Origin of the sequence: Exiguobacterium sp. UBA7533 (genome assembly GCF_002479335.1) — a bacterium.
GTDB lineage: Bacteria > Bacillota > Bacilli > Exiguobacteriales > Exiguobacteriaceae > Exiguobacterium_A.
In genome coordinates, this window is sequence record NZ_DLMP01000002.1 from 1 (window position 1) to 18,386 (window position 18,386).

Below are 18,386 nucleotides of genomic sequence, written 5' to 3' on the forward strand. Positions count from 1 at the left end.
TAGGACGTTGCCAGGCAATTCATTTATTCCGCAATAGCTCAGTGGTAGAGCAACCGGCTGTTAACCGGTAGGTCGTAGGTTCAAATCCTACTTGCGGAGCCAATGGCCCGTTGGTCAAGCGGTTAAGACACCGCCCTTTCACGGCGGTAACACGGGTTCGAATCCCGTACGGGTCACCATTATACTTTTTGTGCCGGTGTAGCTCAGCTGGTAGAGCAACTGACTTGTAATCAGTAGGTCGCGGGTTCGACTCCTGTTGCCGGCACTGTTTTTTCTCAATCGTATAAGTTTCCTAGACAAACTGGGGGGGTAGCGAAGTGGCTAAACGCGGCGGACTGTAAATCCGCTCCCTCGGGTTCGGCGGTTCGAATCCGCCCCCCCCCACCATGTCGAGCCATTAGCTCAGTTGGTAGAGCATCTGACTTTTAATCAGAGGGTCGCAGGTTCGAATCCTGCATGGCTCATTTCTTGCGGAAGTAGTTCAGTGGTAGAATACGACCTTGCCAAGGTCGGGGTCGCGGGTTCGAATCCCGTCTTCCGCTTTTTCTTTCGGGGCCTTAGCTCAGCTGGGAGAGCGCCTGCCTTGCACGCAGGAGGTCAGCGGTTCGATCCCGCTAGGCTCCACCAATTTTATTTAAAGATCTTAAGCGAGTTTCGTTCGTCTTAAGTTTTTTTTATATGAAATGCCAAGCATAACCAGAGTACGTACGCAAGAACACCGTGATTCCCTTCACGGTGTTTTTTTGTATATTCATGCGTTTTTTTGTTGAGTTGAACCACCTATTTGTTACCGCTTACAATACATGTAGAAGTAACTATGACATAGGGGGAATATCGAATGAATATTGCGTATATCAGCGTACCGTACCGTTATGGACAAGGAAAGCCGGGCACTGAACACGGACCTGCTGCTGTCGAAAAAGCCGGTTTGTTAGCGACACTTGAAGCACGGGGACAAGAAGCAGTACGCTACGGGGAAGCGGCTGTTTTATCCGAGGATGCGGTCCGAGAAGAAGATCCGAAGCTAAAGCGTCTTGAAGGCGTCGTCCACACGACGAATGACTTGCATCTGATTGTTCGCGATGCGTTATCAGAGCAACGCTTTCCGTTGTTAGTTGGTGGTGATCACAGCATGGCGATCGGAACGATTGCGGGGTTACGTCAGACCGTACCACGTCTTGGCGTCATCTGGTTCGATGCACACGGTGACTTGAATACACCGGAAACATCACCGTCTGGCAACATCCACGGTATGCCGCTCGCTGTAGCCCTTGGGGAAGGACATCAGCGTTTAACGGAAGTAGGAGGAACAGATGTTAAGCTGCAACCGGAACATCTCGTCTTCATCGGATTACGTGACGTTGATCCAGGCGAACAAGAACTGATTGATCGTCTTGGTATTCGTGTCTACGATATGGAAGCGATCCGAACTCGGGGGATGGACGCGATCATGGAAGAAGCGATTGCCTATTTGAAGGAAACAACGGATGCATTCTATCTTAGTTTCGATATGGACGGTCTTGATCCATCGCTTGTCGTCGGTACAGGAACACGTGTTGCTGATGGCATTTTCTTAGACGATGCGAAGACGGTGTTACAGCATTGTGCGGTAGCAGAAGATTTCATTGCAGCTGAATTCGTTGAAGTGAATCCTTTGCTTGAAGAAGGAAACGGAACCGCGGAACTTGCGAATGAACTGATCGGAGATTTACTTTTGGCAATGGAAACACATCGCTTAGTAAAATAATGGATAGAACTTGAACTCTTTTCATCGGGGTTCAAGTTTTTTTGTTACAATTTAAAAGGAGATGAAACATTTATCGGTCGACTTCGTATAAGAGATTGACCGCATAGAGCGGGGGGTATTCAAAGTGGAAGAAACGACACTACGCTTAATTGAGCGAGTGAAACAGGGAGACCGTGATGCATTCGCGGCACTTGTTGATCTATATAAGGAAGGTGCCTTTCTTGTGGCTTTCCGGGTCTTGCGCGATCGAATGGAAGCGGAGGATGCGACACAAGAAGCCTTCATCCGTGTATTTACGAAGATCGATTCGTATAATGCACAATGGAAGTTCCGGACTTGGTTATACCGAATCGTTACGAACGTATCGATTGACCGATTACGGAAAAAGAAACCTGACTATTCTCTTGATGCTGAGATGTCAGGTACTGAAGGACTGACATTGTATTCACAACTCGAAAGCAAGGACACCTTGCCGGAGGACCAAGTGGTCGATAACGAGCAACGAAGTGAAGTCGGGGATGCGATTGCAGCTTTACCAGAAAAATACCGCGTCCCACTCGTCCTGAAATATATAGAGGATCTTTCACTAAAGGAAATCAGTGAAATGATCGAATTACCTGTCGCTACTGTCAAAACTAGAATTCATCGTGGACGGGAAGCGCTGAAGAAGCATTTTGCCAAACGATGAGAAGGAGGAACTCACCATGTCACGAGAGCATGTACATGAACGAATTCAGGATTATTTAGATCAAAACCAACCACCTGAGGAATTCGAGCGATTGGAAGCAGAGTTACGGGAAGCGGACGCGATGGACGAGTTCGAAGAGTATCGACTCCTTGATGCTCGACTGCGTCAACTTCCAGCGCCCAAATTATCGGCAGATTTTACATCCCGCGTGCTGGCACAATTGCCCGACCAGGTGGATACGCCGAGCGCTGCTTTACTGCACCAACCGCAACCGTCCCGTTTTGGAGGGAAGATGAAGCAATATCCATTGCTCGCGGCGGCGGCTGTTTTCTTACTTTTGTCGGTCGGTAGCCTTGGTGGTTATATGGCACAGGAAGAACATGACTTATCTTATACAAATGCACCAGGCATCGTCGCTCAAAATGGTGAGGTCGTCGTGCCAAAAGGCGTCACGGTCGATCAAGATCTCTATGTCGAAGGCGGGAACGTCCGAATCGAAGGGAAAGTTAATGGCGACGTCATGACCGTTGACGGGAAAGCTTACACGGCGAGTGCCGGTAGCGTGACCGGAGAAATCAAGGAAATTGATCAATTATTCGAACGCGTTTGGTACGGAATCAAACGTCTATTTCAATAATCAGATGGGACGAGTCGAACTCGTCCCTTTGTGCTATAATGGAAACTGTTTAAATCAGATGAGTTAGGGGGCACGGTTGGTGAATTACTTCAGCTGGCAACCACTTCAATTTCAATTGTTGAAACTGGGAGAAAACGTACATTGGTACGATTATATTAATGATGTGATTGATATCGCGGTTGTGACGTTCGTTATTTACCGTCTCATGATCATCGTCAAAGGAACAAAAGCGGTCCAGCTCATTAAAGGGATTTCGGTCATTTTGATCAGTTGGTTCCTGAGTGGCTTTTTTGGACTCAAAACACTTCAATTCTTACTCAATCAAATTATCACCTATGGGTTACTGGGGATCATCATCATCTTCCAACCCGAACTCCGGCGTGGACTGGAACACTTAGGACGAACGAGTAAATTCTTCTCACGTAGTGCGATCAGTGATGAAGATGAACAAGTTCGAATCGTCGATGCGCTCGTATCGTCTGCCCAGTACATGTCAAAACGCCGTATTGGAGCACTCGTGACGATTGAACGTGAGACAGGACTGAGTGAATACGTAGAGACGGGCATTCCGCTTGGTTCACAAATCACGAGTCAGTTGCTGATCAACTTATTCATTCCGAATACACCATTACATGATGGCGCCGTCATCGTCCAGCAAGGCAAGTTAGCAGCTGCCGCTTGTTACTTACCGTTGTCAGAAAGTGCACATATCTCAAAAGAGCTTGGAACACGTCACCGCGCTGCAATCGGTGTCAGTGAAGTAACGGATAGTGTTACGCTCGTCGTCTCGGAAGAAACGGGTGGTGTCTCACTCGCCATCAATGGACGTCTGTACCGGGAACTCGATGAAGAATCCTTACGGACGAAGTTGCTTGAGACGATCGTTAAGGTCGAACAGACGAATACTTCCTTCTTGAACTGGATGGGGGCGAAAAAATAATGTTCGAAAAATGGTTCAATGAACGATGGTTTTTACGCATTGTTGCGGTCGTCTTAGCCGTCATGTTGTATTTGATGGTGGCAGGTTCGAATACGACAGGAAAGAGTGACGCCGCTAGTCTGTTGCCGATCGCAGGTCAAGGTTCGACGAAATTTGACGTGCCGGTCACGGTCCAGTATGATGAATCGCAGTGGGTCGCCTATAATATTCCAAATACGATGGAGGTAACCGTTAAAGGTCCATCGAGTAGCTTGACGATGCTTCGGCTTGTTCAGGATTTTGGGTTATCGATTGATTTAAAAGGACTTGACCCTGGCTATCATCGTGTCCGTGTCACAGCAACTGGCTTCGGAAAAGATGTCGAGGTGACGCCAAAGCAGGAGACGATTGAAGTCTTCCTCGATAAGAAGATTACAAAGGAAGTACCGGTACAAGTCGCCTTACTCAATAAAAACAAAATCGCTGAAGGATATGTCGCTGGGGAAGCGCAACCGAATCAACAAACCGTTGAAGTTACGGGAGGCGCAGAGAAGTTACAGGCGATTTCAGCGATCCAAGTACCGATCGATGTAACTGGTCGGGCAGAGACGTTTAAAGAGACGTTCAATGCCAAAGCGACCGATGCGAACGGGAATACGATCAATGCATCTTATCAACCGGAACAACTAGAAATCACAGTACCGATCTATAAGGAAAGTAAGACGGTACCGATCAATGTGCAGACAAAAGATGACGTCAAAAAAGGATATACCGTCGTCAAGATCGTTCCCGTTACGACGGAAGCTCGTCTATATGGAACAAAAGAAGAGTTAGAGCGTATCGGTTCCGTCGATACGGAAGCGGTCTCGCTCAAAGGATTGACGAAGACGACAGAAAAAACCGTCAAACTTGTTGAACCGGAAAATGCGACAGCGATGGATCCGACACAGGTCACCGTCAATATCGTTGTCGAAAAGGAAAATGCGAAGTCGACGACAGAAACCGTCGAGGATCGAGCGGAGAAAACGATTCCCGGTGTGACGGTCACGTTAAATGGGTTTGATGAATCGAAGTATACGATTGATTACAACCAAACGATTGATGTCGTTGTCCGTGGGAAAGAATCTGATTTAGCATCGATCGATGCGACGGATATCAAAGCGGTCATCGATGTGACGGGACTAAAAGAAGGAACGCACGGATTGCCGATTTCGTATCAGACGTCAAAAGCCTTTGATGTCCTGCGTCCGGATAATATGGATGTCACGCTAAAAGCTGTTCCGCGGACATCCGTTCCGACCAATTAAAACAAATTAGTGAAATGAGGAAATAACACATGGGTAAGTATTTTGGAACTGACGGCGTACGCGGCGTCGCAAACGTAGAATTGACACCGGAACTAGCATATCGCCTCGGTCGAACAGGTGGTTACGTGTTGACGAAACACGAAAGCACACGACCAAAAGTCTTGATTGGACGCGATACACGTGTTTCTGGTCAAATGCTTGAGAACGCACTCATCGCTGGTCTTTTATCAATCGGTGCAGAAGTCATGCGTCTTGGTGTCATCTCGACACCGGGTGTCGCGTATCTGACAAAAACGATGGATGCCACAGCGGGAGTCATGATTTCTGCATCGCACAATCCAGTTGAAGATAACGGAATCAAGTTCTTCGGTTCAGATGGCTTCAAGCTCGATGACGCAACTGAGCTTGAAATCGAAGCATTGCTCGATGAAGCAGAAGATACATTACCACGTCCAGCTGGAAAAGAACTCGGTTTCGTTCACGATTACTACGAAGGTGCACAAAAATATCTTCATATGCTTCGCCAGACATCGGATGAAGATTTCTCAGGCATCCATGTCGCGATCGACGGCGCACATGGTGCGACGTCAAGCCTCGCACCACGTCTATTCGGTGACTTGGAAGCAGAAGTATCGACGATCGGTACAACTCCGAACGGACTCAACATCAATGATGGTGTCGGTTCGACACACCCAGAACATCTCGCTGCCTTCGTTAAGGAAAAAGGCGCAGATGTTGGTTTATCGTTTGATGGAGACGGCGACCGCTTGATTGCAGTCGATGAGAACGGTGATATCGTCGATGGCGATAAAATCATGTTCATTTGCGGAAAATACTTGAATGAACTTGGTCGTCTGAAAGACAACACGATCGTTGCGACGGTCATGAGTAACCTCGGCTTCCATAAAACTGTTGAAGAAAACGGGATGACGGCACTTCAGACAGCAGTCGGTGACCGTTATGTCGTCGAAGAAATGCGTAAGAACGACTACACGCTCGGTGGTGAACAGTCGGGGCATATCATCTTCATGGATTACTCAACGACAGGGGACGGCATGTTGTCAGGCGTCCAGTTGTTGCAAATCATGAAAGCGACAGGGAAAAAGTTATCGGAACTCGCAGCTGAGATGCCGATCTTCCCACAACGTCTCGTTAACATCCGTGTCTCAGACAAAAATGGTGCAATGAGCGGTCCTGCCGTGCAAGCGATCATTGCAGAAGTCGAAGCAGAGATGGCAGGCAACGGACGTATTCTCGTTCGTGCGTCAGGAACAGAACCACTCGTTCGTGTCATGGCAGAAGCCCCGACACAAGAAGCGTGTGATGCATACGTCGAGCGGATCGCGAACGTCGTTCGTGAGAACTACGCGTTACAAGAAAACTAAGCAGCCCGAAGCAGAGCGATTGCTCTGCTTCTTTTTTACAATTATTTTAGAAAAACAAATTGATATTTTTACAAAAAATAGGGATTATGCGTATTGAATAGAAAAATATCGGGAATAGTTACAAATACGTTACCTTTCTTGCTTTTTCAGATTAAAGTTCGTATGATGGTGAAGTCGGACAGAAACGGGGTCGGACAGAAACAAGAAGCGCCAGGGCTTTCTCCGTAGGACGAAAGCTGACGAGGTGGAGGTTTATCGAATGATTCGGCGGATGCCTCCCGGTACCAGATCCATACCGTAAATCGTTCTGAAATCGTCCAAGTGATTGGGCGGACAAACAGACCGATCGGGATCCTCTCAACAAGAGCCGTTTCCTCTTCAGGGAAATACTTGTAAATGGAGAGATGTAACATGTGCGGAATCGTAGGTATGATTGGACAGGTCAACACGAAAGAAATTTTATTAAAAGGTCTCGAGAAGCTCGAGTACCGCGGCTATGACTCGGCAGGTCTTGCGTTCGTCAACGACGGCGTCCAAGTCCACAAAGAAGTAGGCCGGATTGCTGCGCTACGCGAAGTCGTTCCTGCAGATGCAGACGGCACAGTCGGAATCGGACACACACGCTGGGCGACACACGGTGTCCCAAGCGTACCAAACGCGCACCCGCACCAAAGTGCGTCAACACGTTTCACACTCGTGCACAACGGTGTCATCGAGAACGATGAGCAGTTGAAAGCAGAATTGAATGTCGATCTCCTCAGCGACACGGATACAGAAGTCATCGTTCAGATGATCGAAAAGAACTTCAACGAGACAGGTGATGTCGCGGAAGCATTCCGTCAAACACTCCGCGTCTTGCACGGTTCGTATGCCCTCGCATTGATCGATGCTGAAAATCCAGACGTTTTGTACATTGCGAAAAACAAATCACCACTTCTCGTTGGTCTCGGTGACGGGACGTTCAACGTCGTCGCATCAGACGCAATGGCAATGTTACAAGTAACGGATCAATTCGTTGAGCTGCATGACGGTGAGATGATCATCTTGACGCGTGATAGCGTTACGATTCAAGATCTCGACGGTAACGTTCAAGAGCGTGAAGCATATACGGCTGAAATCGATGCATCAGATATCGAAAAAGGAACGTATGCGCACTACATGCTCAAAGAGATGGATGAGCAACCAGCTGTCATCCGGAACATCGTTCAACAATATCAAAATGAAGCAGGCGACATCACACTCGACCAATCGGTCCGTGATCTCGTACTCGGTCGTGACCGTGTCTACATCATCGGTTGCGGAACAAGCTATCATGCTGGTTTGATTGGGAAACAGTTGATTGAACAAATCGCAGGCATCCCGACAGAAGTGCACATCTCTTCTGAGTTCGGATACAACATGCCATTATTGACAGAGAAACCACTCTTCCTCTTCCTTTCACAATCAGGTGAAACAGCGGATAGCCGTGCGGTTCTCGTTGAAGCGAAGAAACTTGGTCACCCGGCACTGACGATCACGAACGTTCCAGGATCAACATTGTCACGTGAGGCGAACGCAACATTATTGCTCCACGCGGGTCCAGAAATCGCCGTTGCTTCAACAAAAGCGTATACAGCTCAAATCGCTGTCCTCGCTGTTCTTGCGTTTGACCTCGCTCAAGCGAAAGGGGTTGCTGTCAACTTCGATCTCATGAAGGAACTCGGTAAAATCTCAAGTGCGATGGAATCGGTCATGTCTCAAAAAGATCGTTTCCAAGAAATCGCGACAGAGTACTTGTCTGAATCACGTAACGCGTTCTTCATCGGTCGCGGACAAGATGCATACGTCGGGATGGAAGGTGCATTGAAACTCAAAGAGATCTCATATATCCAAGCAGAAGGATATGCGGGTGGAGAGCTCAAGCACGGCCCGATCGCTTTGATCGAAGATAACACACCGGTCATCGCACTCGTGACACAACCACACGTTCACCTCAACAACCGTGGGAACGTCAAGGAAGTCGTCGCGCGTGGTGCAAACGCGTGTGTCATCGCAGCAGAAGGTCTTGAATTGCCGACGGATGCCTTCGTCATCCCAGCAGTCGAGCCACTCTTGTCACCGCTCTTGTCTGTCTTGCCACTTCAATTGATTTCATACTACGCGGCACTCGGTCGCGACTGCGACGTCGATAAGCCACGTAACTTGGCGAAGTCGGTAACGGTTGAATAAGAAAATAAATCGACTCCAAACGATAGGCGCGAAAGTGTCTGCCGTTTGGGGTTTTTTATATAGGAGGACAACAAGATGAATCGCTGGATCGCCGCATTTCCTAAACGATATGAACAGGACGTCCGAATCGTCCAAGCGTGTCTACCGTTTGCTTGGACGCGTTTATCACCCGGGGCGATCGAAGTAAATACAGAGCACGAACAGATACAGATTCCGACTCGCTTATATGTACCAGAGGTTGACTCGGAGCGGATTAAACAACTGACGTCGACTCAACAAACGATGTTATTTTGCCTTTACACCCGTCACCATGATGGTCACATCCGTGAACGTTATCTCCGTCAGTTACTCAAAACAAATCAACAAGATGAATGGATACTCATCTATATTCTTGAACTTGCTAGTGAATACGTCTGTGAAATCGTTGATATCATCGTACCTGTGATCGAGCAATGGGATCCGGAAGTGAAGCGGCGATTCGTCGAGGATGATCCGGCATACATGAAGCGAATCGAAGACCGGATGATCAGTTACTGGAATGCTTATTACCGGTCAAGTGGCGAACGACGATCTGAAGCGGACTACCCAGGCTTTCAGATTATAAAATCGTTACGGGAGAATACTTCGGTAGAGGAAGTTTAAAGAGATAAAAAGGAGGTGCGCCCATGATCACGAAATCAAAGGATCTGTACTTAGAAGGACCCGGACCTGCTGTTTTGCTGTTACATAGTTTTACTGGTAGTGCGAATGAGATGCGGGGGCTCGCTCGCTTTTTACATGTAGCCGGGTATACCTGTTACGCGCCCAATTACGCCGGGCACGGGGAATCGCCGGAGCGCTTGTTTGAGACGACGATCGAAGACGTCTGGCAGTCCGTGCAAGTCGGACTTGCGTTTTTACAAGATCGAGGACACAAAGACATCTTTTTGATTGGACAATCACTCGGTGGAGTGATGGCACTTCGACTGGCAGAACAGTCAGGATGTGCCGGACTCATCTTACTCTCGACGCCGATTCTTGAGCGGACGATTGCCGGACTTGAGCACCGCGTTCGTCGCTATACGGAACGGTATTTTCAATTTGACGATCGTTCGCCGGAGTGGATCGCAGATTTTGTCGACCGTCATTTTCCACGACCGGAAAAAGATTTACGGGCACTGCAACAGTTCATTCTCGACACAGGAGTCGTCTTGCCGAAGATCACACAGCCCATCGCTCTATTCCTTGGTGCCTTAGATGATGCGGTCTATCATGCCAGTCTCGAGCGAATCGAAACGACGGTGTCGAGCCGAGATCAGAAAAAGGTTCTTCTTCCGAACAGTAAACATTTACTGACGCTCGATCGGGACAAACAGCGTCTGTTCGAAGAAATCCTCGTCTTCTTGAAGACGCATCCGGTAGATTCCTTGAAACCATCATCTGCTGTGCAGTAGGCTAGATAGGTAAGCGATACGTGAAAGGGGAAGGGATCATGCGAATTTTAGTAGTAGGAGCAAGCGGAACGATTGGACAGGCAGTCGTCGAACGGCTGAGTGAGCGGCATGACATCATTCGTGCCGGACGAAGCGGAGCGGATGTGCAAGTCGATATTACGTCAGAAGCAAGTATCCGAGCGATGTATGAAACAGTCGGTTCTGTTGATGCCGTCATCAGTGCGACAGGTGGCGCTCATTTTGGTCCATTGACGAATTTAACACCGAAGCTCAATCAAATCGGAATCGACAGTAAACTAAAAGGTCAGGTCAATCTGGTCCTACTTGGTTTACAGTCAGTACGAGACGGGGGAAGCTTTACGCTGACGACCGGCATCATGATGGACGATCCGATTCGCCAAGGCGCATCTGCTGCGCTGGCGAACGGTGGGGTCAAAGCGTTCGTTCATGCAGCGGCGATCGAGATGCCACGAGGCATTCGAATCAACAGTGTCAGTCCGAACGTACTGATTGAGTCGCTCGAGAAGTACGGACCCTTCTTCCGTGGTTTTGAAGCCGTTCCGGCGTCACGTGTCGCGACGGCGTTCGAAAAAAGTGTCGAAGGGGCACAGACGGGGCAAAACTACGAAGTTTATTAAATGAAAAAGCAGGTAGCGAAAAATTGCTACCTGCTTTTTTTACAGACCGGATAGGATATAACGTTCGATTCCGAAAAGTAATAGAGTGATCCCGAGACAAATGAGTAAGTTGCGTACGAACCAGCGACCTGTCATCGTCCGGTTCATGATCAGTTTCTCCAGTGTCAGATTGACGAGAAGCACACATAAGAAGATGACGCCAAACCAAATCATCCAGACACATCCTTTCTTTCTTCTTAACGAATCCAATAGCTAAAAAGTTTCGCGCCCGTCAGGAGCAGGAAATCATTCAGATGAGCGGGAAGGAAACAAGCAGTCGATTTTACAAGGAGGAACATGACGATGAAACAAGCGGTCCTAGTGATTGATTTTCAACAGGAACTCGTTGACGGAAACACCGAAGAACGTCCGGTATACTTAAAGGAACAAGTTGCGCACGTCATCGAAGCGGTCGTACTCGAAGCAGACGAACGGAACATCCCAGTCGTCTTTATTCGGGATCTAGATGTCGCTGGCGGAACAGGACCCGGTTTTGCAGTCCATGATTCGATTCCCGTTCCAGCGTCCAGTGTCACGTTTGATAAAGCAGCGACGAATGCGTTTCATGGTACCCCATTGCTCGATCATCTACGCCAAGCATCGATTGAACATCTAATCGTCTTAGGTTGTAAGACGGAACACTGCATCGATACTGCGGTACGCAGTGCGACAGTACATGGTTTTGATGTCACACTCGTTGCCGACGGGCATACGACGAACGGGTCCGATGTCCTGACGCCGGAGCAAATGATCGCCCACCACAATCAAGTCTTGCATGGTCATTATAACGTCGAACATTTTGCGATTGTTCGTCCGTCGACGGAAGATGTCTTCACCCCAACCCACAAGGACTACCGGACATGAAGAGGAGAATAAGATGATTGAATTACGAAAAATGACAGCGTCCGATTACGATCGCTACGCGACGCTCGTCCAAGATGAACGTGTCATGCGTTACATCACGGAACAGGCATTAACAGATACGGAAACGAAACAACGCTTTGAGCGAATCCTTGAACAACAGCAGCACGACCGACTCGGATCGTATCTGATTTATACCGAAGAGACATGGATTGGAATCGGGCACATGACCCGGAGTCAAACGCAACCGTTCGAAGCAGAGCTCGGTTACATGCTACTACCCGATCAGTGGGGACGCGGATACGGCACAGCCATTGCAGAGCGTCTCTTACAGTTAGCGACAGAAGAAGAGTTACAGGTCGTCACGGCGACGATTGATCCAGCACATGAAGCCTCGCGCCGTATTTTGATCGGATTAGGTTTTGAATCGACCTATGTTGGACCGATTGACGGTCTACCAGGTGAAACGCTACAGAAAATAGTGGGAACGACGGAATGACGCGAGACGAATGGATTGAACATTTTCAACTCGACGTCGCAGCATGCGCGACTGTCGACGAATCGTATAGTTCTGAAGTCGATCGTCTCGTCCTAACGGATGGTCAGGTCGTCTTCTTGAAGCGCCCGTATACGGCTGAAAAGTGGTACCGGGAACGTGGCTGGATTCATGCACTAGAAGAATTTGTACCCGTGCCGCACATCTTAGCTGAAGCAGCTCCCGGGCAGACGACCGGGGCGTTCGTACTTGCTGCCTTAGCGGGACAGGCACCGATCACGATGAATAAAAAATTGGCGTACGAAATTGGTCGAACGCTCGCAATGCTGCATACGTGTACAGGAGAAGTTTACGGCGAGTATACGGAAGATGGATTTTATGCCTATCCGGTTCAGGACTGGCGACGCTTCCGGAATGAAAAACTCGATGGATTCATGCCGTTCATCACGACCGAACTCGATCCCAGTTTTTTAGAGAACATCCAAACAGAGTTAGTCAGACGAGAACAGTCGTTACCGGAGCCTTCACGTCCCGTTGCCACACATTGTGACTTCCGCCTAGCAAATTTACTGACGGTAGGTGATCAAGTCACAGGGGTGATCGATTTCGAGACGACCCGCTACGGGGCCGTCGAGATGGACTTCACGAAGATCGTCCGTAATCTCAATACGTTCGGTTCCATTTACGTCACGGCATTTCAAGAAGGATACGCAACATTACACCCAGACGTGCCGATTGAGACGTATCTAGCATACTATGGTTTGTGGGAAGCACTCACGGCCGTCGGCTGGTGCATCAAACGTGGACTAGAAGAGCACCGGGTGTTCTTTGAGGAGAACATCATGCTCATCGAGCAGGAACTACAGATGACGAGCATATCGGACGGGTATTGATTCACCCATGTCTTGGAAGAAACCTCTATACTTAGAGAAATGAGGAATATGAGGGGGAAGCGAGATGACAGGGAAACGAATCGGAATCATCGGTGGTGGACTCGCCGGAATCTTTGCGGCACGTCAATTGCAGGCAGCAGGACATGCTGTTGAAATCATCGAAAAAAGCCAGAGCGTCGGGGGGCGAATGGCGACTCGTCGGATTGATGAAGGAACAGCGGATCATGGTGCCGTCTTCTTCACGGTTCGGACGGAAGAGTTAGGACGCGAAGTCGACGACTGGCTTGAGAAAGGGTGGGTTCGTAAATGGTTCGGAACGGATTTTCCACGCTATGTCGCGACGGACGGCATGAATCAACTCGTACAAGCGATTGGTCGAGGGATTCCCGTCCAGTTGAATGAACAGGTCACGCATATTACGGCAATGGAGGACGAACTCGTCACACAAGCGACGGATCATCAAGGTGCGTATGATGCGTTACTTGTGACGGCGCCTGTACCGCAAGCATATGAACTGTTGCAGGCTTCTGATCTGGCGCTCGGAGAGGACGATCATGAGCAGTTACGCCAAGTGACGTTCGAGCCGACATTCGTGGGTCTGTTTGAAATCAAAGAGCGACTGACGATCGGGGAAGTCGGCCTACAAGACGAACAACTCGTCGATGGGATGTTAAAACTCGTCAATAATGCCGAGAAACAGATTTCGAAGACGACACTCCTGAGCGTCTATATGACAGCTCGCTTCAGTGAAGACTGGTACGAGCGCCCAGAAGAAGAGACACTCGCGGAAGTCGAGCGTCTGTTACAACAGCAACTCGGACCAGTGACGATTATCTCCCGCCAGCTCAAGCGTTGGCGTTACGCTCAGGCACGCGCAGTTTACCGGACACCGCATTTGAAACTGTCGTCACATCCACTTTGGCTTGCTGGTGATGCGTTCCTTGAAGCCGATGATGCATCAGGGCGGACGCGCGTCGAGAGTGCTGTCATCTCCGGATTACGCGTCGCAGAGGCGATTGATACCCACTTACGTCAGACGGTGACAGCGACGGAATGAACGACAACATGCACTTCTTTTCTGAATCGAGAAGAAGCGCATGTTTTTTTGTTACTCACGATTATTCCCCCTGGAAGTGTTGCTCACTCCAAGCTGCCATTTGGTCAAGAATCGGTAAAAAACTATGTCCGGCATCCGTTAGAGAATATTCAACACGAGGGGGAACTTCGCCAAAGACGTGCCGTTGAATCAAACCATCTGCTTCGAGCTCACGTAGCTGACGTGTCAAAGTTCCCTTAGAGATACCTGTTAATTGTTGCAGTTCATGAAAACGATGTGTCCCGTGTGTCAGGTGCCACAGCAAGATGATCTTCCATTTGCCAGCGACCATCTGTTGGACCCGAGTGACTGGACAGGCAGTGCGTTGATTGGTCGTTGTATCGAATACAGCCACATTCATCCTCTCCCATTGGTTCGTTTTGAGGGACCTAGTTTCAGATAAGTGCCTACTTTTTTTAGTGTATCACCTAGCGTATCATGAAGAACAACATCAAACTTCAAAGGAGTGGTTTCATCATGAAATGGTTAATTACAGGAGCAACCGGAAAATTAGGCGCGCGGATCGTGCAACACCTCAGTGAACAAGTCGGCAACGAACATGTAGCAGTTAGTGTCCGCGACGTCGAAAAAGCAACAGAGCTTGCAGCACAAGGAATCGATGTCCGATACGGAGACTTTGATCAGCCCGAAACACTCGGACAAGCGTTTCAAGGAATCGATCGATTGTTGATCATTTCGACGGACGGTGAAGAGGCGACTCGGATCCGGCAACACCAAGCCGCTGTCACGGCAGCAAAAGAGGCAGGCGTCAAGCTGATCGGCTATACGAGCATCGCCAATGCGGCACACAGTACAAACGGACTTGCTCGAACGCATCGTGTCACAGAGGAAGCGATTCAAGCGACAGGTATCCCGTATGTCTTTTTCCGTAACAACTGGTATCTCGAAAATGAACTCGGAACGATTGACGCCGTCGCGCAAGGCGCAGACTGGTTAACGGCAGCAGGCGAAGGGAAAGTCGGATGGGCGTTACAAGATGAGTATGCGCTAGCAATTGCGACGGGACTGACGCTTGAGCATCCAAACCCCATCTATGAACTATCGGGTCCGTTGCATACACAAGCAGAACTCGCGACTGCAGTCGGAACAGTGCTTAACCGATCGGTCGCTTTAGATGAAGTGGATGAAGCGACATATGGTGAGCGGATGCAAGCAGCTGGCTTACCTGACTTCTTGATTCCAATGCTGACTGGTATCCAGGCAGATATCGCAGCAGGGACTCTGGCAGTAGAAAGTACTGATTTTGAAGCATTACTTGGTCGTCCCGTGACGACGCTGGAAGAGGGAGTCCGTCTCCTTTTGAAAAGATAAGTTCATCTGAACGTTTTCAGGATGAATGAGTAGGGTAAATCCCCTTTAGAAGCAATTAAAGGAGGAGCCCTACCATGAAACTGTCATCCTATCGTGTTAAGGAAGGCGAGCAAGTCTCGTTTTCGAATTACCCGACATCAGAAGAACATAAAATTTCGGAAGCAGAATTGCGAGAGAAACGGATTCCAAAAAGTGTTGAGACGTTACAAGAGTTACATTGGCGTTTGCATGCTGAAGAGAAAAATGGCGTCCTCGTCATCCTGCAAGCAATTGATGCAGCGGGGAAGGACGAGGCGATCAGCTATATCTTTTCTAACTTGAACGCACAAGGACTCCGAACGATTTCCGTCAAAAAACCGTCGGATACGGAGCAAAAACATGACTACCTATGGCGGATCCACGAAGGACTACCAGAAAAAGGGGAAGTCGGCATCTTAAATCGCTCCTATTATGAGGAAGTCATTGCCCCACGAATCCATGATTTGCTCGAGGAGGAAGAAAAGCCGGATGAGGGTGACGTGTGGCAGATGCGCTATCGTCAAATTAATGACTTTGAACGCTATCTCGTCGAGAATGGCTTCCGAGTCGTCAAGTTCTTGTTTCATGTCTCAAAAGAGGAGCAACGGCAACGGCTGTTGACTCGTCTGAAAGATCCAACGAAAAACTTCGAATTCTCGTTTAATGACATTGAGGAACGCAAGCACTGGGACGAATACCATGAGATTTTTGCTGAGCTCGTCTCAGCGACATCGACATCACATGCACCATGGTATATCTTACCGGCAGATGACGAATGGTATTCCCGCTATATCGTCACCGAAGTCATGAATGACGTCCTGAAGGAAATTGATCCGCAATATCCAAAGCTATCAGAAGAGGATCAGGAACAGCTGGATGAAGCGATTAAACGACTGGAAGAAGAAGCATAAACTATTTAAATACACCAAATGCGATTGTTCTCAGCAAGAGAACAATCGCTTTTTTAATACACTTAGAGTTGTATGAAATTCTATTTACTCATCATGATTTCTGAACTTCTGAACATCTCGGGACAAATGTCCTGTTCAAATCAGAAGGACTCTCGTTAAATGAGAGTATCATGGAAGAAGAGAGGAGTATGCATATGCGTGGTATCTTATTTGCGATTGCTGGTGGCTTTTTCTTAACGCTTCAAAGTGTCGCCAATGCCCGGATCAGTCAAACGATCGGGACGTGGCAAGCAGCGACGATCACTCAGATGACCGGGTTCATCGTTGCGATCCTCTTAGCGGTCGTCTTACGGGATCGTAGTTTTTCAGCGATGCGCCGTGTCAAACCGCTTTATCTAGCAGGAGGTGCCTTTGCGGCGATCATATTATTCAGCAACATGACGGCGGTCCACCGGATGGGTGTGACCTTGACGATTTCGCTCTTTTTATTAGCGCAATTAGCGCTGGCACTCTGGATTGACGGAAGAGGCTGGTTCGGCGTCATGAAACGCCGACTGCGGGGGCCGCAGATCATCGGCATCTTGATGATGGTTGCAGGCATCTTCATCTTAAAGAGCTAAGGAGGAGAAGAAGTGACGGACATTGTGAGCTATTTGGAACGGTATCAGTTAACGCATGTCTTTGATGTATCGCTACGCAAGGCGATGCACATCCAGACGTTCGCACCGGGTGAGGCTTTATGCCGACAAGGCGATGTTGCGCATGAACTGTACCTGCTCGTCGAAGGGAAATTGAAGATTACGCATATGTCGGTAACGGGGAAACGTCTCGTGTTGTCCTTCAAGCATCCGTTTGATCTCGTCGGCGATATTGAGTTCGTCCGAAAGATTGATTTGATGAACACGGTCGAGGCAGTGACACCAGTAACCGTCTTACGCATCGCCTATGCGGATTTGGAAGAGGCACGTGTACATCATTCTGCTTTTCTATTATTTTTACTCGAGACGATCACGAAAAAGTTTGAATTAAAATCGCATACGCTCAGCTTCAATCTGCTGTATCCGGTAGAAGTTCGGCTAGCCAGTTATTTGCTGTCGATGACACCTGATACGGATGCTTTTGCGAGTAAGGAACTGGTCGATGCGGCAGATTTGATCGGGACGAGCTACCGTCATGTCAACCGTGTCTTACGTCAGTTCGTCGACGATGGGTTGATTCGCAGAACGCAGCATACGATTGAGATCATTGATCGAGACGGATTGATGGAGCGCGTTGGAGAAAGCATTTACGAATGAAAGAGGTGCGACATGGTTACGGGAATCATCCTTGCTCTTTGTGGGGGCATGCTCGTTTGTATTCAAAATACGTTTAACGCAAAAGTCAAAGAACATGTCGGTGCTTGGGCGACGACGACGCTAGTCCTTGGACTCGGGTTCCTCGCTTCACTGACGATTGGTTTGATCGTCGAAGGGTCACAATTGTTTGCACTCGAACAGGCGCAAACTTGGTTTTGGTTCAGTGGGATCATCGGTGTCGGTGTCGTCCTCTGTGTGACGCAAGGAGTTCAACAACTCGGACCAAGTCGAGCGATTTCGATCGTCATGGTGTCGCAAATCTTATTTGCCTTGCTGTGGGACACGCTCGGCTGGTTTGGTTTACAGACCGTTCCGTTTACGTGGACGAAAGCACTTGGTGTCCTATTGATTGGTGGCGGCGTTCTGTTATTTCAACTGGGCGGGAAAACAACGACTGCACAACGCTTACGAAAAGGAGCTTGA

The 18,386-nt window shown here is 48.7% G+C and carries 21 protein-coding genes and 7 tRNA genes; 26 read left to right on the top strand and 2 right to left on the bottom strand.

The window, feature by feature from the left end:
• Nucleotides 1–27: 27 nt before the first annotated feature.
• From B2U10_RS04080 to B2U10_RS04160, 17 genes are all read left to right on the top strand, one after another.
• A tRNA-Asn gene (locus tag B2U10_RS04080) sits at nucleotides 28–102 on the top strand.
• 2 nt (nucleotides 103–104) lie between these two features.
• Nucleotides 105–179: transfer RNA gene (locus B2U10_RS04085), tRNA-Glu, on the top strand.
• A gap of 13 nt (nucleotides 180–192) precedes the next feature.
• A tRNA-Thr gene (locus B2U10_RS04090) sits at nucleotides 193–265 on the top strand.
• Nucleotides 266–303: 38 nt separating this feature from the next.
• Nucleotides 304–387: transfer RNA gene (locus B2U10_RS04095), tRNA-Tyr, on the top strand.
• Between the two features lie 4 nt (nucleotides 388–391).
• Nucleotides 392–464: transfer RNA gene (locus tag B2U10_RS04100), tRNA-Lys, on the top strand.
• A 6-nt stretch (nucleotides 465–470) separates the two neighbouring features.
• Nucleotides 471–542 (top strand) — tRNA-Gly (locus B2U10_RS04105).
• 9 nt (nucleotides 543–551) lie between these two features.
• Nucleotides 552–627 (top strand) — tRNA-Ala (locus tag B2U10_RS04110).
• A 211-nt stretch (nucleotides 628–838) separates the two neighbouring features.
• Nucleotides 839–1,747: an arginase gene (gene rocF / locus B2U10_RS04115; RefSeq protein ID WP_056064598.1), complete on the top strand. Its 909-nt coding sequence runs from the start codon at nucleotides 839–841 to the stop codon at nucleotides 1,745–1,747.
• A gap of 124 nt (nucleotides 1,748–1,871) precedes the next feature.
• Nucleotides 1,872–2,435 carry an RNA polymerase sigma factor SigW gene (gene sigW / locus B2U10_RS04120; RefSeq protein ID WP_056064595.1) on the top strand — a complete coding sequence of 188 codons (564 nt, stop codon included), beginning with the start codon at nucleotides 1,872–1,874 and terminating at the stop codon, nucleotides 2,433–2,435.
• A 16-nt stretch (nucleotides 2,436–2,451) separates the two neighbouring features.
• Nucleotides 2,452–3,072, top strand: coding sequence for a hypothetical protein (locus B2U10_RS04125; RefSeq protein ID WP_056064592.1), 621 nt, complete (start codon nucleotides 2,452–2,454; stop codon nucleotides 3,070–3,072).
• A gap of 79 nt (nucleotides 3,073–3,151) precedes the next feature.
• Entirely contained in the window at nucleotides 3,152–4,012 is an 861-nt protein-coding gene (cdaA, locus tag B2U10_RS04130) for a diadenylate cyclase CdaA (protein WP_056064589.1), read from the top strand.
• Nucleotides 4,012–5,298: a CdaR family protein gene (locus B2U10_RS04135; protein ID WP_056064586.1), complete on the top strand. Its 1,287-nt coding sequence runs from the start codon at nucleotides 4,012–4,014 to the stop codon at nucleotides 5,296–5,298. The genes cdaA and B2U10_RS04135 overlap by 1 nt, the downstream gene beginning before the upstream one ends.
• A 29-nt stretch (nucleotides 5,299–5,327) precedes the next feature.
• Complete coding sequence (gene glmM, locus B2U10_RS04140) at nucleotides 5,328–6,683, top strand: phosphoglucosamine mutase (RefSeq protein ID WP_029343107.1); 1,356 nt, start codon at nucleotides 5,328–5,330, stop codon at nucleotides 6,681–6,683.
• A gap of 411 nt (nucleotides 6,684–7,094) precedes the next feature.
• Nucleotides 7,095–8,891 carry a glutamine--fructose-6-phosphate transaminase (isomerizing) gene (glmS, locus tag B2U10_RS04145; protein ID WP_056064583.1) on the top strand — a complete coding sequence of 599 codons (1,797 nt, stop codon included), beginning with the start codon at nucleotides 7,095–7,097 and terminating at the stop codon, nucleotides 8,889–8,891.
• Between the two features lie 75 nt (nucleotides 8,892–8,966).
• Nucleotides 8,967–9,533: a hypothetical protein gene (locus tag B2U10_RS04150; RefSeq protein WP_290785842.1), complete on the top strand. Its 567-nt coding sequence runs from the start codon at nucleotides 8,967–8,969 to the stop codon at nucleotides 9,531–9,533.
• A 23-nt stretch (nucleotides 9,534–9,556) separates the two neighbouring features.
• Complete coding sequence (locus B2U10_RS04155; RefSeq protein ID WP_290785845.1) at nucleotides 9,557–10,324, top strand: alpha/beta hydrolase; 768 nt, start codon at nucleotides 9,557–9,559, stop codon at nucleotides 10,322–10,324.
• 38 nt (nucleotides 10,325–10,362) lie between these two features.
• A complete protein-coding gene (locus tag B2U10_RS04160) occupies nucleotides 10,363–10,962 on the top strand; it encodes a short chain dehydrogenase (protein ID WP_290785847.1) in 600 nt (199 codons plus the stop codon).
• Nucleotides 10,963–11,001: 39 nt separating this feature from the next.
• Here the strand turns inward: B2U10_RS04160 and B2U10_RS04165 are convergent, their stop codons facing one another.
• Nucleotides 11,002–11,175: a hypothetical protein gene (locus B2U10_RS04165; protein WP_155960197.1), complete on the bottom strand. Its 174-nt coding sequence runs from the start codon at nucleotides 11,173–11,175 to the stop codon at nucleotides 11,002–11,004.
• A 129-nt stretch (nucleotides 11,176–11,304) separates the two neighbouring features.
• Here B2U10_RS04165 and B2U10_RS04170 point away from each other — a divergent pair, with 129 nt between their 5' ends.
• From B2U10_RS04170 to B2U10_RS04185, 4 genes are all read left to right on the top strand, one after another.
• Nucleotides 11,305–11,865 (top strand): isochorismatase family protein, encoded by a 561-nt coding sequence (locus B2U10_RS04170; protein WP_290785850.1) that lies wholly within the window; start codon nucleotides 11,305–11,307, stop codon nucleotides 11,863–11,865.
• A gap of 13 nt (nucleotides 11,866–11,878) precedes the next feature.
• On the top strand, nucleotides 11,879–12,361 hold the full coding sequence (locus tag B2U10_RS04175) for a GNAT family N-acetyltransferase (RefSeq protein ID WP_290776627.1): 483 nt from the start codon (nucleotides 11,879–11,881) through the stop codon (nucleotides 12,359–12,361).
• On the top strand, nucleotides 12,358–13,251 hold the full coding sequence (locus B2U10_RS04180) for a phosphotransferase family protein (protein WP_290748496.1): 894 nt from the start codon (nucleotides 12,358–12,360) through the stop codon (nucleotides 13,249–13,251). The genes B2U10_RS04175 and B2U10_RS04180 overlap by 4 nt, the downstream gene beginning before the upstream one ends.
• A gap of 64 nt (nucleotides 13,252–13,315) precedes the next feature.
• A complete protein-coding gene (locus B2U10_RS04185) occupies nucleotides 13,316–14,308 on the top strand; it encodes an NAD(P)/FAD-dependent oxidoreductase (protein WP_290748493.1) in 993 nt (330 codons plus the stop codon).
• A 61-nt stretch (nucleotides 14,309–14,369) separates the two neighbouring features.
• Here the strand turns inward: B2U10_RS04185 and B2U10_RS04190 are convergent, their stop codons facing one another.
• The gene (locus tag B2U10_RS04190) at nucleotides 14,370–14,702 is read right to left on the bottom strand and encodes a winged helix-turn-helix transcriptional regulator (RefSeq protein WP_375092162.1); all 333 of its coding nucleotides are present in this window, start codon (nucleotides 14,700–14,702) and stop codon (nucleotides 14,370–14,372) included.
• A gap of 122 nt (nucleotides 14,703–14,824) precedes the next feature.
• Between B2U10_RS04190 and B2U10_RS04195 the strand changes: the two genes are divergently transcribed.
• From B2U10_RS04195 to B2U10_RS04215, 5 genes are all read left to right on the top strand, one after another.
• A complete protein-coding gene (locus B2U10_RS04195) occupies nucleotides 14,825–15,679 on the top strand; it encodes an SDR family oxidoreductase (RefSeq protein ID WP_035411591.1) in 855 nt (284 codons plus the stop codon).
• 74 nt (nucleotides 15,680–15,753) lie between these two features.
• Nucleotides 15,754–16,608 carry a PPK2 family polyphosphate kinase gene (locus B2U10_RS04200; protein WP_290748483.1) on the top strand — a complete coding sequence of 285 codons (855 nt, stop codon included), beginning with the start codon at nucleotides 15,754–15,756 and terminating at the stop codon, nucleotides 16,606–16,608.
• Nucleotides 16,609–16,802: 194 nt separating this feature from the next.
• Nucleotides 16,803–17,228 (top strand): DMT family transporter, encoded by a 426-nt coding sequence (locus tag B2U10_RS04205; RefSeq protein WP_035411585.1) that lies wholly within the window; start codon nucleotides 16,803–16,805, stop codon nucleotides 17,226–17,228.
• Nucleotides 17,229–17,240: 12 nt separating this feature from the next.
• Nucleotides 17,241–17,903, top strand: coding sequence for a Crp/Fnr family transcriptional regulator (locus B2U10_RS04210; protein WP_290785853.1), 663 nt, complete (start codon nucleotides 17,241–17,243; stop codon nucleotides 17,901–17,903).
• A gap of 12 nt (nucleotides 17,904–17,915) precedes the next feature.
• A complete protein-coding gene (locus B2U10_RS04215; protein ID WP_290748479.1) occupies nucleotides 17,916–18,386 on the top strand; it encodes a DMT family transporter in 471 nt (156 codons plus the stop codon).

Coding starts and splice junctions, on each gene's coding strand:
- B2U10_RS04195 (WP_035411591.1), top strand. CDS start 14,825: ATGAAATGGTTAATTACAGGAGCAACCGGAAAATTAGGCGCGCGGATC.
- B2U10_RS04135 (WP_056064586.1), top strand. CDS start 4,012: ATGTTCGAAAAATGGTTCAATGAACGATGGTTTTTACGCATTGTTGCG.
- B2U10_RS04185 (WP_290748493.1), top strand. CDS start 13,316: ATGACAGGGAAACGAATCGGAATCATCGGTGGTGGACTCGCCGGAATC.
- glmS (WP_056064583.1), top strand. CDS start 7,095: ATGTGCGGAATCGTAGGTATGATTGGACAGGTCAACACGAAAGAAATT.
- B2U10_RS04215 (WP_290748479.1), top strand. CDS start 17,916: ATGGTTACGGGAATCATCCTTGCTCTTTGTGGGGGCATGCTCGTTTGT.
- B2U10_RS04175 (WP_290776627.1), top strand. CDS start 11,879: ATGATTGAATTACGAAAAATGACAGCGTCCGATTACGATCGCTACGCG.
- B2U10_RS04165 (WP_155960197.1), bottom strand. CDS start 11,175: ATGATTTGGTTTGGCGTCATCTTCTTATGTGTGCTTCTCGTCAATCTG.
- B2U10_RS04200 (WP_290748483.1), top strand. CDS start 15,754: ATGAAACTGTCATCCTATCGTGTTAAGGAAGGCGAGCAAGTCTCGTTT.
- B2U10_RS04150 (WP_290785842.1), top strand. CDS start 8,967: ATGAATCGCTGGATCGCCGCATTTCCTAAACGATATGAACAGGACGTC.
- B2U10_RS04205 (WP_035411585.1), top strand. CDS start 16,803: ATGCGTGGTATCTTATTTGCGATTGCTGGTGGCTTTTTCTTAACGCTT.
- rocF (WP_056064598.1), top strand. CDS start 839: ATGAATATTGCGTATATCAGCGTACCGTACCGTTATGGACAAGGAAAG.
- B2U10_RS04125 (WP_056064592.1), top strand. CDS start 2,452: ATGTCACGAGAGCATGTACATGAACGAATTCAGGATTATTTAGATCAA.
- B2U10_RS04160 (WP_290785847.1), top strand. CDS start 10,363: ATGCGAATTTTAGTAGTAGGAGCAAGCGGAACGATTGGACAGGCAGTC.
- B2U10_RS04170 (WP_290785850.1), top strand. CDS start 11,305: ATGAAACAAGCGGTCCTAGTGATTGATTTTCAACAGGAACTCGTTGAC.
- B2U10_RS04180 (WP_290748496.1), top strand. CDS start 12,358: ATGACGCGAGACGAATGGATTGAACATTTTCAACTCGACGTCGCAGCA.
- B2U10_RS04155 (WP_290785845.1), top strand. CDS start 9,557: ATGATCACGAAATCAAAGGATCTGTACTTAGAAGGACCCGGACCTGCT.
- glmM (WP_029343107.1), top strand. CDS start 5,328: ATGGGTAAGTATTTTGGAACTGACGGCGTACGCGGCGTCGCAAACGTA.